Origin of the sequence: Geothrix paludis (assembly GCF_022808815.1) — a bacterium.
Classification (GTDB): Bacteria; Acidobacteriota; Holophagae; order Holophagales; family Holophagaceae; genus Geothrix; species Geothrix paludis.
On the sequence record NZ_JAKZLC010000002.1, the window covers coordinates 1 to 13295 of the forward strand.

Sequence of the window (13295 nt, forward strand, 5' to 3'; positions counted from 1 at the left end):
GTCCCGCGGAACCCTCAAAGGCTTCCTATCTTCTATCCGGTTTTCAAAGACGCCCACCGCGTTTCCACACGGTCCAGAAGAACCTTCCAGCCCTTCCCGGCACCCCGCAGCCTCAACTGCGCAGGACATTCAGACTAACACCCCGGACCGAAAGTGCAAGAGGAATTTTCGCGAGGCCCCCTGGAATCCGTTGGGGCCAGCCGGAATGCGATGATCCCTGCCGTAGAATCGAGGACCGGGAGGGCGCGTGATTCATATCGTCGGGGCGGGTCTGGCCGGGTCGGAAGCCGCATGGCAGTTGGCTTCGCGTGGACATGACGTCCGGCTGACGGAGATGCGCCCGCGCTGGGCAACCCCGGCCCATGCAACCGATCGGGCCGCGGAGATGGTCTGCTCCAACTCCTTCAAGAGCGACGACCCCGATTCGGCCACGGGCATCCTGAAGGCTGAAATGCGGCGCATGGGCTCTCTCATCCTCCGCTGTGCCGAGGCCACGCGCGTGCCCGCGGGGAACAGCCTGGCGGTGGATCGGGAGGCCTTCTCCCGATCGGTCACGGAGGCGCTGAAGTCGCACCCCCGCATCCAGTGGGAAGAGGCTCAGATCATTGCCCCGGAACCGGGTGTCCCGACCATCCTCGCCACGGGACCGCTGACCGCGGACCCGCTCGCTGACTGGCTTGCGCAGCACACGGGCACGACCCGGCTGCACTTCTACGACGCCATCGCACCGATCGTGGAGCGCCAGAGCATCGACATGGGCATCGCCTGGATGGCAGCCCGCTACGACAAGGGGGGTGCCGACTTCATCAACTGCCCTCTGGACAAGGCCCAGTACGAGCGGTTCCTGGATGCCCTGCTCAGCGCGGAACGCGTCCCGCTCCACGAGCTGGATACGCCCTATTTCGAGGCCTGCCTTCCCATCGAGGTCATGGCCGATCGCGGCCGGGAAACCCTCCGCCACGGTCCCATGAAACCCATGGGACTGGATGATCCCCGCACCGGGCGGTGGCCCCACGCCGTGGTCCAGCTTCGCCAGGACACCCTCGCCGGGGAGCTCTTCAACCTGGTGGGCTTCCAGACCCGCCTGAAATGGGGCGCCCAGAAGGAGGTCTTCCGGCTCATCCCGGGCCTGGAAAGCGCGGAGTTCGTCCGCTTTGGCAGCATCCACCGGAACACCTACGTGCAGGCCCCGGCGGTGCTCGATGCGACACTAGCTGTCAAATCCATCCCCAGCCTCTGGATCGCCGGGCAGCTCTCAGGCGTGGAGGGCTACCTGGAATCCGCCGCGGGCGGCCTGGCCGCCGCGTTCGCCGCAGATCGCGCCGTGCGCGGCCTGGCCCCCATGCCGTTCCCGCCGGACACCATGCTCGGCAGCCTGCTGCACTACCTGGCCCACGCCTCCAGCGTGGATTTCGGGCCGACCAACGCCATGCTGGGGCTGCTGCCGCCGCTCCCCGAGGGCCTCCTGGACCTGCGCACCCTCAAGCGCGCAGGTGGGACCCGGGCCGTGAAATCCGCCAAGGGCCGTGCCCATCGCGAACGGGCGCTCGGTTCGCTGGAACAGCATCTGATCCTCGCCGGAGGCCTGCCATGACGCGACCTGCTCTCGCCCTGGGGGCCGCAGCCCTGATCTTCGTGCTGGGAACCGGGGCCTGGTGGCTGACCCGTCGGGATCCGGGAACTCCGCCCCAGGAGGAGACCCTGGAGCCCTTCCGCTCCGAACCGATGGGCATCGGCCAGCTCATTGACCTTCAACCCCCGTCCATGCCCCTCAGGAGCGTTCGATGGACCCCGCCCCTTCCTGGGGGCGTGGCCGTAGCCCAGATCCTGACCCAGACCGGCCGGCAGCAGGCGGTGGTCTTCCAGCAGGGCGTGCCAGGCCCGGTCCTCTCCCTGCCGGAACCTCCGGGCGTGCCCGATGGATTCTTCCAGTTCGCGGACTTGGTGGATGCGGCATTGGCGCCGGACGACGCCCTGGTCCTGCTCTACCGTAGCTCGACGGATCCCGCCTCACCCTCGCTGGTCCTGGCCTGCGATCTGCATTCCCAGCAGGTCCGTTGGTCTCTCCGCGCGCCCGGCGAGCACCTGGCCCTGTCCGCGGACCACCACCACGTGTTCCTCTTCGGAGCCTCGACACCCGTGGGCATCCTGGAACTTGCCGGTCGCCCCGGTCAGCCGAAACCCGCTTCCACCTCGGTGGACCTTCCACCGGAGGTGAAGGCGGTTTCCAGCCTCCTCCCGGTCGGCCGCCGCGCCTTCGTGGTGGCCCATGACTCGGGACTCTCGACCTGGCGGGAGGGTGCCTGGACCCACGTACCGGCACCGGCGCCCTCGCCCCTCGGGTTTCCCCATGGGCTCGGCCGGATCGCTGGCGACGCAAAGGGCGGCTGGTGGCAGCCAGAACCTGGCGTGTTGATACCCCTTGGCCCTGGAGGGAAAACCGGTCCCTCGCGCGACCTGAAGGCCCTCCTTCCTGACCCATCGAGCCTGGATGCGAGCCTGCTCCAGCTTCTGGGCGAAGAACCGGACGGCCATCTGTGGTTCGGTTTGACGCGACCCGCCCTTCCCGCGCCGGCTCCCGCACTGGATTCCGCCGCGCTTTCCGCGACGCCTTCCGCAACGGCCGCGCCTCCCGTCCCGGACGACTCCGGCCAGGCTCCCCCAACGCCCGCCGTTCTTCCGGCGGCGGCCTCCACCCTTCAGCCCTCGCGGGAGGATTGGGGGGCCTACCTCGACAAGGGACTGGATCGCCTGTACCTGTGGAAACCCGGCGAGGAGCGCATGAAGGTGGTGTTCCTCGCGGATGCCTGGAAACGGCTGGCGCCGCCCCCGAGCGCCTCCACTTTCCCTGGACTTGGGAACCTGCGTCCCGAGGCCGGGGCCCTGCTCTGTGGCGGTCCCGACCGTACCTGGTGGCTTCCGTTGAAGGCCCTCCGGCCCCGGTGACCTCAGCGCCCCCGGGACTTCCCCTGGGGCTTCTCGTTGGCCAGGTGCTCGCGGATCAGGCCTTCGGCCACCGCCCCCTCATCGGGATGATAGGTTCCCGCCTCCAACTGGCGCTTGAGGGCCTTGAGCTTCTCGGCGCGCACATCCGGCGTCTCGGCCAGCACCTCGTGGGCCACTTCGACGAGATGGTCGGCGGTGGCATCCCCTGAGCCTGTGCTCTTGTGGCTGCTGTGGCTGTCACCCTTGCGCGATCTGCCCTGGTTGCTCATGCGCTCGCCCCTTGACGGTGCCTTATCGGCACGCAGTTGCCCAAACTCAAGCGCCCGGCCCTGATTTTTTGGCTCCTGAGACGGCCGGGCGATCATCCGCGAGGTTCGATGCACCCAGGGCCACGAGGATCCGGTCATGGCCGGCCAGATCCTGATGCACCATCGCCTTGGGCCATCCCGCTCCCATCGCCCGCCGGCACAGCTCGCCACCCTGGCCCGCCCCGATCTCCAGCAGGCAGGCCGGCGCCTGGCGCACCCGGGCCTGTTCCAGCAGGCGGGCCGACAAGGCCAATCCCCGGTCCGGGGCGAAGAGGGCCGAGGCGGGCTCAAACGCCAGTTCCCGCTGGAGGCTTGGCTCATCCGCGGGGTCCACGTAGGGGAGGTTCGCCACCACCAGGCCCAGGGGATCGGGAACCGGATCCAGCAGGCTGCCCTCGAAGAAGGTCACGGGAGCGCCCAGGGCGGCGATGTTCTCCCGGGCCACCGCCAAGGCGCCGGGGCTCAGATCCGAAGCGGACACCTGCCAATCCGTCTCCAGGGCCAGGCTCGCGGCGATGATGCCGCTACCCGTGCCGACATCCACGCAGCGGCTCACCCCGAGCCGCGTCCCCACATCGAGGGCGGCCTCCACCAGCAGCTCGGTCTCAGGGCGCGGGATCAGCGTCTCCCGGGTGACCCTGAAGCGCCGATCACGGAAGAAGCACCACCCCAGGATGTAGGCCCAGGGCTCGCCCATCCTTCGCCGGCGCACCCAGGCGCTCACCTGCGCGCGCGCCTCGTCGGGCACAAGGTCGCCCCCGTGGGCGGCCATCCAGGACCGGGAGAGGCCCAGCCCCTCCTCGAACCAGCGGAGGCTTTCCGCATGGGCCTCCGCGTGGTCCAGGAATCCGGCCAAGGCGGCGCCCAGATCGAGGCGGAGCTGTCGGTACGTCTGGACCATCCCTCCAGCCTAGCGCGGAAGAAGCGCGCCCCAACTCCGATCCTGGGCAAGTCGTGGCCTGGCCCCGGCCAGGACACGGCGCGGGGGTTCCGGGGGTGTGTGCGAAGCACGACGCTAGATCCTCTCGACGCATGCGCCGCGAGGAGAACCCCCGGAAAGAATTCATCCCATCAGGGCCTTGGCACGCTCCTGGCTCTGCTGGGCCACGATCTCGTGGAGGCTGCCGCCATGGCTGTCCATGGTGACCACGAGGGGGAAGTCCTCCACCTCGATGATCCAGAAGGCCTCGGGGCTGCCGAACTCCTCCAGCATCTTCACGTCCACCACGCGCTTGCAGCGCTCGGCCAGCAGGCTGCCGGCGCCGCCCGTGGCGTGGAGGTAGACGGCCCCGGTCTTCTGGAGGCCCTCGCTGGTCTTCTTGCCCATGCCGCCCTTGCCGATGACGCCGCGGACCTTGTAGGTCTCGATGACGTCAGCCTGGTAGGGCTCCTCGCGTATGGAGGTCGTGGGGCCTGCGGCCACGAAGCTGTAGTGGCCGTCCTCGTGCTTCTTCACCACCGGGCCGCAGTGGTAGATGACCATGTTCTCGAGGATGGGCTTCAGCCACTCGGGCTTCTGCTCCTTCATGTACTTGTGGCCCATGTCGCGGCTGAGGACGACGCGGCCGTTGAGCAGCACTTCGTCGCCCACCTTGAGCTGGCGGATCTGGTCTTCGGTGATGGGGGTGGTGAGACGGATCATGTTGAGCCTCGTCGTCGCGGTCAGTCGAAGGACACTTCGCCGTTGGTCTTGAGCGTGATCGAGCCCCTGCGGCTGCTCCAGCACATGTAGCTGATGGAGACGTAGAAGCTGGCCGGGTGGCGGTACATCTCCTCCGCCATGACGCCCAGCACAGTGGTGTTGCCGCCATAGCCCATGGGGCCGATGCCCAGGGTGTTGAGGTCGGCGGTGATCTCCTTCTCGAAGGCGTCCATCTTCGGATCGGGGTTCGAGGTGCCAAGCTTCCGGAGGATGAGCTCCTTGCTCTTCTCATAGCTGCTGACGCGGTCGCCGCCGATGGCCACGCCGAGGATGCCGGGGCTGCAGCCCTGGCCCTGGGCCTTCACCACGGCGTCGATGATGCACTTGCGCACGCCCTTGATGTCGCGGCCCGCGCCGAGCGTGGCGTCCGGCAGGCGGTACTGGGCGCCCACGTTCTCGCAGCCGCCACCCTTCTGCATGACGGCGATCTCGACCTCCGGCTTCTCCCACTCCTCGAAGTGGACAGCCGGGTGGCCCTCATGGAAGGGATCCATGTTCGTCCCGGTGTTCTTGCCACTGAGGGCTTCCACGCAGTTGGGGCGCAGCCAGGAGCGCTTGGTGGCCTCGGCCACGGCCGCCCGGATCTGCTGCTTGGCGGCACGCTGGCTCAGGCCGTAGGGGTGGCGTACCCAGACGATGATGGTGCCCGTGTCCTGGCAGAGGGGTGTCACATGGCCGTCCGCGAGGATGATGTTGCGCACCATGTCGTTCAGGGTGTTGAAGGCCCGGCTGCCTTCTTCTTCGGCGTCGCGGCCCTTCACCAGGGCGTCGATCACGTCCTGAGGGAGGCGGCTGGTGCTGCGGCGGAGCAGCTCCAGCATGGGCAGGGTGAGATCCAGAGACTTGAGATCCTTGAGATTGGGCTTCCACCCGGCGGGCAGCACGGACTTGGACGCCACCACCTCGTTGGAGGTCAGGGTGGGAATGACGCATTCGGACATGGGCCCTCCGGAATCCAGACCCCCATCATCCGCCCGCCGAAGCCGAGTCTCAAGTGATCAATGCCCGGTTCCCCTGCCACCGGCGTGGAACCCCTCGCCAGGTATCCTGGGGGCCTCATCCGCGGGGCCACCATGAGCAAGATCCTCTTCATCCTCAACGATCCCCCCTACGGCACCGAGCGCAGCTACAACGGATTACGCCTGGCGGGTGCCACCGCCAAGCGCGAGGGCGCTGACGTGCGCGTCTTCCTCATGGGCGACGCCGCCGCCTGCGCCAATAAAGGCCAGAAGACTCCCGATGGCTACTACAACCTGGAGCGCATGCTGAAGGGCGTCACCACCCGCCACGGCCTCGTCGGCGTCTGCGGCACCTGCATGGACGCCAGGGGCCTCACCCAGGCCGATTTGGCCGAGGACTGCCGGCGGAGCACCCTGGAGGAACTGGCCGACTGGACGCTGTGGGCGGACCAGGTGCTGGTCTTCTAGCGCCCCCAGGCCCGGCACAGGGCGAGGGTGAGGTCCAGCAGGGGGGCTTCGCTCCGGGAGATGGCCAGGCCCTTGAGGTCACGCTCGCACTGGTTCAGTCGCCCCAGCAGGGCCTTCACGCCCTTCGGCTTCAGCTTATCGAAGGCACCACGGTAGCCATCCATCAGGAAGGCCTGCTTGGGGGAAAGGCCCAGGGCGGAGGTCAATTCCGGTCCCTTGAGCCCGGCGGCCTGCGCTTCGGCGTACCTCAACAGCCGATCCACCTCGCGGCGGGCCTGGCCGAGCAGCATCAGGGGCTCGTCCCCGTCTTCCAGGGCCATGCGGAGGGCCCTCAGGGCTCCGGCCGCGTCCCCCTTCTGCCAGGCGCCGGACCAGGCGAAGGCCTTCTGCTCCGCCAGCCGGAAGGTCACCTGGTCCACCATGGCCTCGGTCACCCGCCGGTCCTCCGCCAGCAGGTCCAGCACCTCCAGGGCCCGCTTGAGCAGGCCGGGCTTCCCGCCCTGGCGCTGGGCCAGCAGGGTGGTGGCCGCCCCCTGGAGGGACAGGCCCAGGCGCCGCGCTTCGGCCTCGATGAACCCGGGGATCTCGGCGGCCTCCAGGGCCCCCACTTTAAGGATGCGTCCCGCCTTGGCCCAATCCGTCCAGGGCTTGGCGCCGATGGCCTTGCCCGGGGCGGCCGGTAACGTCGTCCAAGCCACCAGCAGCAGGTTCACGCCCTGGGGAGGCTTCTCGAGGAGGGTTTTCACCGCCCCTGGCAGATCCTTGGCCCGGGCGAAGAGGTTGTCCGCGGCGGGAACGACCACCGTGCGGGCCTCGGCCCCCAGGGGGGCGGCTTCCTGGATGGCGGCCACCACTTCGGCCCAGGGACACCCCTCGGCGCAGATCGTCAGCGTGAAGTCGGCCCACTCCGGGTCCACGTGCCGGGCCTTCCAGTCTTCCACGGCCTTCCGCCGCCCGTCGCCATCCTCGCCGTGGACCAGGGCGAAGGCGTGGTCCACCCAGGCCGGGGCCGCCATCAGTCCGTGCCTTCCAGCAGCTGGGTGAGGAAGCTCTCGGCGAAATCATCCGCCAGGCTCTCGAGCACCTGGAGCTCCCGGCTGTCGAAGCTGGCGAAGTTCTGGTCCACCCGGTACTGGTTCGAGAACGTCATGCCCCGCCGGGACAGCACCACCGCGCCGGTCTGGCCGTCCAGCAACTCCACGCTGGCCACCACGGCCACCTCCACACGGGAGGCGGACCCGGCGCTGGCTTTCAGCTTGTCATTGCCCAGGGACAGGCCCAGGGGCCGGGAGGTGTAGCCCTCCAGCGTGCCCTGGAGCACCCAGCGGGAAGGTTCGCCGGCCCCCACCAGACGCCAGGGGCTGGCCGCCACGATGCGGTTCTCCAGCGCCTTGGTGAAGCGGTCCTCCAGCCCCAGCCGGGGGGTCAGGTTGCGGAACCGCGCCAGGCGGATCGTCTCCCCCTGCTTCGCCCAGGCCACCGGCCGGGGCTGCCGGTCGAGGCGGTGGTACCCGCAGCCCAGGGCGAATATCCCAAACATGAACAAGGAAAAAGCTCTGGTCACAGAAGACACGGAAAAAGGCGGGAACCCACGGAAGAGGGATCCCATCAGAGAACGAAGCGCCGGATGCCGTGATTGGCCATGGGGTAGACCCCGAAGTTGAGAAGCAGACCGACAGGTTTATTCGAGAACCTGAGATAACTGAGGATTTGGGCCTTGTGGGCATCCGTGAACGCCTGAGCCACCTTCAACTCTACAACCACAAGATCATCCACCAGGAGGTCTAGCCGGAAGGCCTGCGGAATCAAAAGGCCACGGTAGGTCAGGCCGAGTTCGACCTGACGTTCGACCCGATGCCCACCCAGACACAATTCATGGGCCATGTAGGCTTCGTACGCGGATTCCAGCAGCCCGGGCCCGAGCGCGCGTTGAACGCGGATCGCGGCGCCGATCACGGCCTCCGTCAGTTCAGCATGGGGGCCGCCGGCCCACGAGGCCCCGGGAAGAGCCTCTTCTGCGTCTTTCAGCCTTTTTCCGTGAGTTCCGTGTCCAGTTTTTTCCGTCATGGATGATAAATACCCACGTAGGGCAGGTTCCGGAGTTTGCCATCGAAGTCGAGGCCGTAGCCGACCACGAAATGGTCCTCGATGGTGAAGCCGATGTAGTCCACGGGGACCTCAACCTTGCGGCGGCTGGGCTTGTCCAGGAGCGTGCAGATCTTGAGGCTGAGGGGTTCCCGGTCGTGGAGCAGGTTGCGGACCTTGAAGAGGGTGAGGCCGGTGTCCACGATGTCCTCGACCACCAGGGCATGCCGCCCCTGGATGGAGCGATCGAGGTCCTTGAGGATATGCACCTCGCCGGTGCTTTCCGTGCCCGCCCCGTAGCTGGACACCTGCATGAAGCTCACGTCGATATCCAGTTCCATGGCCCGCACGAGATCCGCGAAGAAGGGGAACACCCCGTTCAGGAGGCCGATCACCACCAGGTCCTGGCCCGCATAGTCCCTGGACAGCTGGGCCCCCAGTTCCTGGACCCGGGTCCGGATCTGCCCCTCCGTGAGCAGCGGGCTGATGCGATCGCGCATGGAAACTCCTGAAAGGGATGGGCTGGAACGACGTTCCGAGGTCATTTCCATTCAACCCCAGAAGGCCTTCCGGGGTCCATCCGATGACGGCGTATTTCTCCTCGAACTCCGGCGCCGGAGACTACGATGATGGCGGTTGCCACCTTGAACGAACCCCTGATGCCCCAGCCGGCCCCCCGGGCCGTCGACCGGATCCCCGATCCGGCCTCGCCCTACCATACGCCGGAGGTGCTGGCCTGGGTGGAAGCTGCCCAGCAGGGCGACCAGGCCGCCTTCGCCAACCTGGTGCGCCTGTTCTCCCGGGACGTCTACGGCAAGGCCTTCTCCATCCTCAGGAACCACCAGGACGCCGATGACGTCGTGCAGGAGACCTTCATCCGCGTCTTCCGGTCCCTTCCTGGTTTCCGCTTCGAGTCCTCCTTCCGCACCTGGCTCATCACCATCGCCACCCGCCAGGCCCTGAACTTCAGGGAACGGATGGCCCGCGAGCACGAGAGCCTCGATGGCCCGGAGGGCACGCTGGACCACCCCGCCCTACGCGTCGAAGAGAGCCAGGTGGCCGCCTTCCTGGACCAGGAGGCACGGCGCCTCCTGCATGAGGCCCTGCCCAAGCTGCCCCGCCGCCAGAAGGAAGCCCTCACGCTGAAGTTGCAGCACGACTGGAAATACGAGCAGATCGCAGCGCAGATGGGCACCTCCGTGGGCAGCGTGAAGGCCCACATCTTCCACGCCATCCAGAACCTCACCCGCCATGTCAAAGGAGGCCGAGCATGACCGCCGAGCCCCTACCCCTCCCCGAAGCCTGTGTCTCCGCCCTGTCCGCCATCGAGGCCAGCCCTCTGGATCCCGGCGCCGCCGCGGAGGCCCACATGAAGACCTGCACCGCCTGCGCCGAGGCCCGGATCCAGTTCCTGGCCATGGAGGACAGCCCCGAGGTACTGGCGCCCACTGGCTACTTCGAGCGCCTTCCCGGCCGCATCCTCCGGAAGCTGCCCGCCCGTCCGGCCCTGCACCACCGTCTGGGTCCCCTGGCCTGGGCTGCGGCGGCAGGCCTGCTCATGGCCGTGGGTGCCGGCGCGTTCCTGGCCGGGCGCGCGAACCGGACGCCCTATGTGGAAGCCAACTTGCCCCGGCAGCCCGATATCCTCGAGGTCTCCACCACCGATACGCCCTTCCACAGCGGCGAGGAGGAGGCCGCCCAGGTGCAGGCCCTCAGCCCTGAGGAGATGAAGGCCCTCCTGGAGCGCCTGGATACAACTCCGGCGCCGACGAGGTGATGCATGTCCCGACCGACCCTTTTCCTGACCTTCCTCCTGCTCGCCGGCCTGCCCATGCGGGGCCAGGCCGAAGATGATCGGCCGCTGGTCCGCTTCCGCATGGAGCAGCTGCAGCAGACCGTCGGCCTTCCCGAGGACCAGGCCCGGACCGTGGTGGAGCGCTGGTCCCGCTATGACCGCGAACAGTTCGACAAGACTCAGCAGATCCAACAGATCCGTCGAAAGTTCAATGACATCCTCCTGGGGCCCGGAAGCGAGGACGAGAAGAATGCCAAGGTCCGGCCCCTCCTCGACCAGTTCGTGGAGCTGCGCCGCCAGCAGGCTGACCTCAAGTTCAAGTTCGAAGAGGACATCCGCGCCCGCCTGAGCCCCGCCCAGCAGGTCCGCCTCATCACCCATGTGGAGGAGATGCAGCGGCGCATGCTGGAGGCCCTGAGGCAGGGCGGGGTGGGCGGTCGCCCCGGGCTGTTCCGCCCCGGTCTGGGCGGCGGCATGCGCCGGGGAGGCCGCTGATCAGATCCCAGGGGCCTCGAGGACCACGGGAATGACCAGGGGCCGGGTCTGGGTGGTCTTGCGGATGACGCGCCGCAGGGCCAGGCGCAGGGTGTCCCGCAGCGCTTCGCCATCCTTCCGGATCTCCGGCGGCGCCTCCTCGTAGGTCTTGCGGGCCACACCCGCCAGCAGCTCCGTGTAGGCCTCGTCGTCGGAAAGCATCACGAAGCCGCGGCTGAGGATGGTGGGATCAGCCACAAGGTCGCGGGTCTGCGGGTCCACCAGCAGGGTGGCGAACACCACACCATCCTCCTGGAGGATGAGACGGTCCTTCACCACGCGGGCGTCCACCATGTGGTCCACACCCTCGCTGACGAAACACTTGCCCACGGGGACGGCCCCGGGCATGTCCATGCGGTCCTCCCCGAACAGCCGCAGGCAGAGACCGCCATCCAGCAGCGAGATGCGCTCCGGCGCCCAGCCCAGCGAGGCGGCGAGCTTCCCGTGGGCTCGCAGGTTCCGGTAGGTGCCGTGCACGGGCACCATCTGCGCGGGGCGCACGGCGCGGATGAGGTCCGCCAGCTCGTCGCGGCTGCCGTGACCTGAGGCATGCACGGGCCCCGGGCCCTCGAGCGAGGTCTCCGCGCCCAGGCGCTCGGCCTCGTCCAGCATCCGGGAGATGGCCACCTCGTTGCCGGGGATGGCCCGGGCGCTCACCACCAGGCGGTCGCCGGGCTGGATGGGCAGGCCCTTCACCTCCCGGCGGAGGAGGCGCGCCAGGCCGCTCATGGGCTCGCCCTGGCTGCCGGTGCAGAGCACCAGCAGCTCGTCGGGATCGAACAGGTGGGCGTCCTTCGGATCGGTGAGAAGGTCGTCCGGCAGGGACAGGCGCTTCAGAGAGCGCGCCAGGGCGAGGTTCCTGTCGAGGCTGCGGCCCAACAGCACCACCCGACGCCGGAACTCGTAGGCCAGGTCGATCAGGGTCTGGAGCCGGTGGATGTTAGAGCTGAAGGTGGTGACGAAGAGCCGTCCCTTCGTCTGCTCGAACGCGGCTTCCAGGCCCTCCCGGCAAGCGGACTCCGAGGGTGAGCGGCCCGGGCGGCCCACGTTGGTCGAATCCGCCATGAGCAGCCGCACGCCGGCGTCGCCCAGGGCCTTCAGCCGGTCCATGCCTGTGTGTCGGCCGTCGGGCGGGTCCGGATCGATCTTGAAATCACCGGAGTGCACCAGCACGCCCTGCGGGGTGTGGAGCGCCAGGGCGCAGGCATCGGGGATGCTGTGGGTGACGGGGATCCATTCGGCCTCGATCTCGCCACCATCCTCATCGCAGCCCACCTTCACGCGGCCGAAGTCCGGCACCGGATGGAGCAGGTCGGTATCGATCCCGTGCTCGCGGAGCTTGCCCTCCACCAGGCCCAGGGTGAAGGCCGTGCCGTAGACGGGCACGGGCCAGCGGCGCAGGAAGTAGGGCAGCGCGCCGATGTGGTCCTCGTGGCCGTGGGTGAGGAGCACGGCCTGGAGGCGGTCCGCGAAGGGCTCCAGGTAGGCGAAGTCCGGCACGATGGAATCGATGCCCGGCTGGTCGTCCGAGGGGAAGAGCTGGCCGCAGTCCACCAGGAAGAGGCTGCGGGCGCTGTGCACCACCAGGGCGTTCATGCCGAACTCGCCGAGTCCGCCGATGGGGATCAGCCGCAGCTCGTCGTCGGCGGGGACCTCGGTCCAGGTTGTGAATTCGGGCGCGACGGGCGTCACGATGGGAACACCTCCGGGTGCGATTGGATGAGTTTGCGTGTGGCCATCAGCCACACCGCAGGTGCGATGACTTCAGCGCGAAGCGCTGGGGCCAGTCCTACGCTCGAGAGGGTTTCCGCCGGAAGGAGGCCCTGCCAGTTGTTCGCGAGGGTCTTCCGCCGGTGCCCGAAGGACCGGTGCAGCACTATGAGCAGGGCCCGGCGCTCCGCCAGGCTGGGGGCATCCACCCTGGGGTCGAACTGCACCACGGCGGAATCCACCTTGGGAGCCGGGCGGAAGGAGCCGGGTCCCAGCTTCACCAGGCGGGTCAACCGCGCGCAGAGCTGCGCCAGCACCGACAGCGGCCCGTAGGCCTTGGTGCCGGGCTCGCCCATGAGCTTCTGGGCCACCTCCAGCTGGAACATGAGCGCCATGCGGTCCCAGTGGATGCCCTCCGTGAGCAGCCGCGCCAGGATCGGCGTCGCCGCGTTGTAGGGCAGGTTCCCCACCACGGACCAGGGGTCACCCTCCGGCAAGGGCAGTTGCACGGCATCGCCCTCCAGCAGGTGGAAATGAGGCGAGGCCGAGAAGCGCTCCCGCAGCAGGGCACAGGCCTCCGGGTCCAGGTCCACCGCCCACAGGGGCCGTCCGTCCGCCAGCAGCCGCTCCGTCAGCACCCCGGGACCCGGCCCGATCTCCAGCAGCCTCGGCGCCTTCGAACCCAGCGCCGCCCCCACGATGGTGGCGATGGCCCCCTCGTTCACCAGGAAGTTCTGACCGAGCCGCTTTTTTGCCCGGAGTCTCGGAAGCTGGGCGGATTCGGACAC

16 protein-coding genes are annotated in these 13295 nt (G+C 68.3%); 6 read left to right on the forward strand and 10 right to left on the reverse strand.

The window, feature by feature from the left end:
- Nucleotides 1-247: 247 nt before the first annotated feature.
- On the forward strand, nt 248-1594 hold the full coding sequence (trmFO, locus tag MLE64_RS05520) for a methylenetetrahydrofolate--tRNA-(uracil(54)-C(5))-methyltransferase (FADH(2)-oxidizing) TrmFO (RefSeq protein ID WP_243316796.1): 1347 nt from the start codon (nt 248-250) through the stop codon (nt 1592-1594).
- A complete protein-coding gene (locus tag MLE64_RS05525) occupies nt 1591-2946 on the forward strand; it encodes a hypothetical protein (RefSeq protein ID WP_243316797.1) in 1356 nt (451 codons plus the stop codon). Before trmFO ends, MLE64_RS05525 begins: the two co-directional genes overlap by 4 nt.
- A 2-nt stretch (nt 2947-2948) precedes the next feature.
- Here the strand turns inward: MLE64_RS05525 and MLE64_RS05530 are convergent, their stop codons facing one another.
- The 4 genes from MLE64_RS05530 to MLE64_RS05545 form a co-directional block, all read right to left on the reverse strand.
- Complete coding sequence (locus tag MLE64_RS05530; RefSeq protein WP_243316798.1) at nt 2949-3215, reverse strand: flagellar biosynthesis anti-sigma factor FlgM; 267 nt, start codon at nt 3213-3215, stop codon at nt 2949-2951.
- A 46-nt stretch (nt 3216-3261) separates the two neighbouring features.
- The gene (gene prmC / locus MLE64_RS05535) at nt 3262-4155 is read right to left on the reverse strand and encodes a peptide chain release factor N(5)-glutamine methyltransferase (protein WP_243316799.1); all 894 of its coding nucleotides are present in this window, start codon (nt 4153-4155) and stop codon (nt 3262-3264) included.
- A 162-nt stretch (nt 4156-4317) separates the two neighbouring features.
- Entirely contained in the window at nt 4318-4896 is a 579-nt protein-coding gene (locus MLE64_RS05540; protein WP_243296043.1) for a FumA C-terminus/TtdB family hydratase beta subunit, read from the reverse strand.
- 20 nt (nt 4897-4916) lie between these two features.
- A complete protein-coding gene (locus MLE64_RS05545) occupies nt 4917-5897 on the reverse strand; it encodes a fumarate hydratase (RefSeq protein ID WP_243316800.1) in 981 nt (326 codons plus the stop codon).
- Nucleotides 5898-6029: 132 nt separating this feature from the next.
- On the opposite strand from MLE64_RS05545, the gene MLE64_RS05550 reads away from it, so the two are divergent.
- On the forward strand, nt 6030-6383 hold the full coding sequence (locus MLE64_RS05550; protein ID WP_243316801.1) for a DsrE/DsrF/TusD sulfur relay family protein: 354 nt from the start codon (nt 6030-6032) through the stop codon (nt 6381-6383).
- On the opposite strand, the gene holA is transcribed toward MLE64_RS05550, so the two are convergent.
- The 4 genes from holA to hpt all read right to left on the reverse strand — a co-directional run bounded on the left by holA (nt 6380) and on the right by hpt (nt 8968).
- The gene (gene holA / locus MLE64_RS05555) at nt 6380-7399 is read right to left on the reverse strand and encodes a DNA polymerase III subunit delta (RefSeq protein ID WP_243316802.1); all 1020 of its coding nucleotides are present in this window, start codon (nt 7397-7399) and stop codon (nt 6380-6382) included. The two genes, MLE64_RS05550 and holA, sit on opposite strands and share 4 nt — an antisense overlap.
- On the reverse strand, nt 7399-7923 hold the full coding sequence (gene lptE / locus MLE64_RS05560) for an LPS assembly lipoprotein LptE (RefSeq protein WP_243316803.1): 525 nt from the start codon (nt 7921-7923) through the stop codon (nt 7399-7401). Before lptE ends, holA begins: the two co-directional genes overlap by 1 nt.
- Nucleotides 7924-7991: 68 nt before the next feature.
- Complete coding sequence (locus MLE64_RS05565; RefSeq protein WP_423748247.1) at nt 7992-8411, reverse strand: GxxExxY protein; 420 nt, start codon at nt 8409-8411, stop codon at nt 7992-7994.
- 35 nt (nt 8412-8446) lie between these two features.
- The gene (hpt, locus tag MLE64_RS05570; protein ID WP_243316805.1) at nt 8447-8968 is read right to left on the reverse strand and encodes a hypoxanthine phosphoribosyltransferase; all 522 of its coding nucleotides are present in this window, start codon (nt 8966-8968) and stop codon (nt 8447-8449) included.
- Nucleotides 8969-9094: 126 nt separating this feature from the next.
- On the opposite strand from hpt, the gene MLE64_RS05575 reads away from it, so the two are divergent.
- From MLE64_RS05575 to MLE64_RS05585, 3 genes are read left to right on the forward strand one after another with little or no spacing between them, the layout of a single operon-like run.
- Entirely contained in the window at nt 9095-9742 is a 648-nt protein-coding gene (locus MLE64_RS05575) for an RNA polymerase sigma factor (protein ID WP_243316806.1), read from the forward strand.
- Entirely contained in the window at nt 9739-10245 is a 507-nt protein-coding gene (locus MLE64_RS05580; protein WP_243316807.1) for a hypothetical protein, read from the forward strand. The genes MLE64_RS05575 and MLE64_RS05580 overlap by 4 nt, the downstream gene beginning before the upstream one ends.
- A 3-nt stretch (nt 10246-10248) precedes the next feature.
- Complete coding sequence (locus MLE64_RS05585; protein WP_243316808.1) at nt 10249-10758, forward strand: hypothetical protein; 510 nt, start codon at nt 10249-10251, stop codon at nt 10756-10758.
- On the opposite strand, the gene MLE64_RS05590 is transcribed toward MLE64_RS05585, so the two are convergent.
- Both MLE64_RS05590 and rsmA read right to left on the reverse strand, forming a co-directional pair.
- The gene (locus MLE64_RS05590) at nt 10759-12489 is read right to left on the reverse strand and encodes a ribonuclease J (RefSeq protein ID WP_243316809.1); all 1731 of its coding nucleotides are present in this window, start codon (nt 12487-12489) and stop codon (nt 10759-10761) included.
- Nucleotides 12486-13295 carry a 16S rRNA (adenine(1518)-N(6)/adenine(1519)-N(6))-dimethyltransferase RsmA gene (rsmA, locus tag MLE64_RS05595; protein WP_243316810.1) on the reverse strand — a complete coding sequence of 270 codons (810 nt, stop codon included), beginning with the start codon at nt 13293-13295 and terminating at the stop codon, nt 12486-12488. The genes MLE64_RS05590 and rsmA overlap by 4 nt, the downstream gene beginning before the upstream one ends.

What these genes read in the sequence shown, in the direction of transcription:
- MLE64_RS05525 (WP_243316797.1), top strand. Translation starts at nt 1,591, where the DNA reads ATGACGCGACCTGCTCTCGCCCTGGGGGCCGCAGCCCTGATCTTCGTG.
- MLE64_RS05530 (WP_243316798.1), bottom strand. Translation starts at nt 3,215, where the DNA reads ATGAGCAACCAGGGCAGATCGCGCAAGGGTGACAGCCACAGCAGCCAC.
- prmC (WP_243316799.1), bottom strand. Translation starts at nt 4,155, where the DNA reads ATGGTCCAGACGTACCGACAGCTCCGCCTCGATCTGGGCGCCGCCTTG.
- MLE64_RS05540 (WP_243296043.1), bottom strand. Translation starts at nt 4,896, where the DNA reads ATGATCCGTCTCACCACCCCCATCACCGAAGACCAGATCCGCCAGCTC.
- MLE64_RS05545 (WP_243316800.1), bottom strand. Translation starts at nt 5,897, where the DNA reads ATGTCCGAATGCGTCATTCCCACCCTGACCTCCAACGAGGTGGTGGCG.
- MLE64_RS05550 (WP_243316801.1), top strand. Translation starts at nt 6,030, where the DNA reads ATGAGCAAGATCCTCTTCATCCTCAACGATCCCCCCTACGGCACCGAG.
- holA (WP_243316802.1), bottom strand. Translation starts at nt 7,399, where the DNA reads ATGGCGGCCCCGGCCTGGGTGGACCACGCCTTCGCCCTGGTCCACGGC.
- lptE (WP_243316803.1), bottom strand. Translation starts at nt 7,923, where the DNA reads ATGTTTGGGATATTCGCCCTGGGCTGCGGGTACCACCGCCTCGACCGG.
- hpt (WP_243316805.1), bottom strand. Translation starts at nt 8,968, where the DNA reads ATGCGCGATCGCATCAGCCCGCTGCTCACGGAGGGGCAGATCCGGACC.
- MLE64_RS05575 (WP_243316806.1), top strand. Translation starts at nt 9,095, where the DNA reads ATGATGGCGGTTGCCACCTTGAACGAACCCCTGATGCCCCAGCCGGCC.
- MLE64_RS05580 (WP_243316807.1), top strand. Translation starts at nt 9,739, where the DNA reads ATGACCGCCGAGCCCCTACCCCTCCCCGAAGCCTGTGTCTCCGCCCTG.
- MLE64_RS05585 (WP_243316808.1), top strand. Translation starts at nt 10,249, where the DNA reads ATGTCCCGACCGACCCTTTTCCTGACCTTCCTCCTGCTCGCCGGCCTG.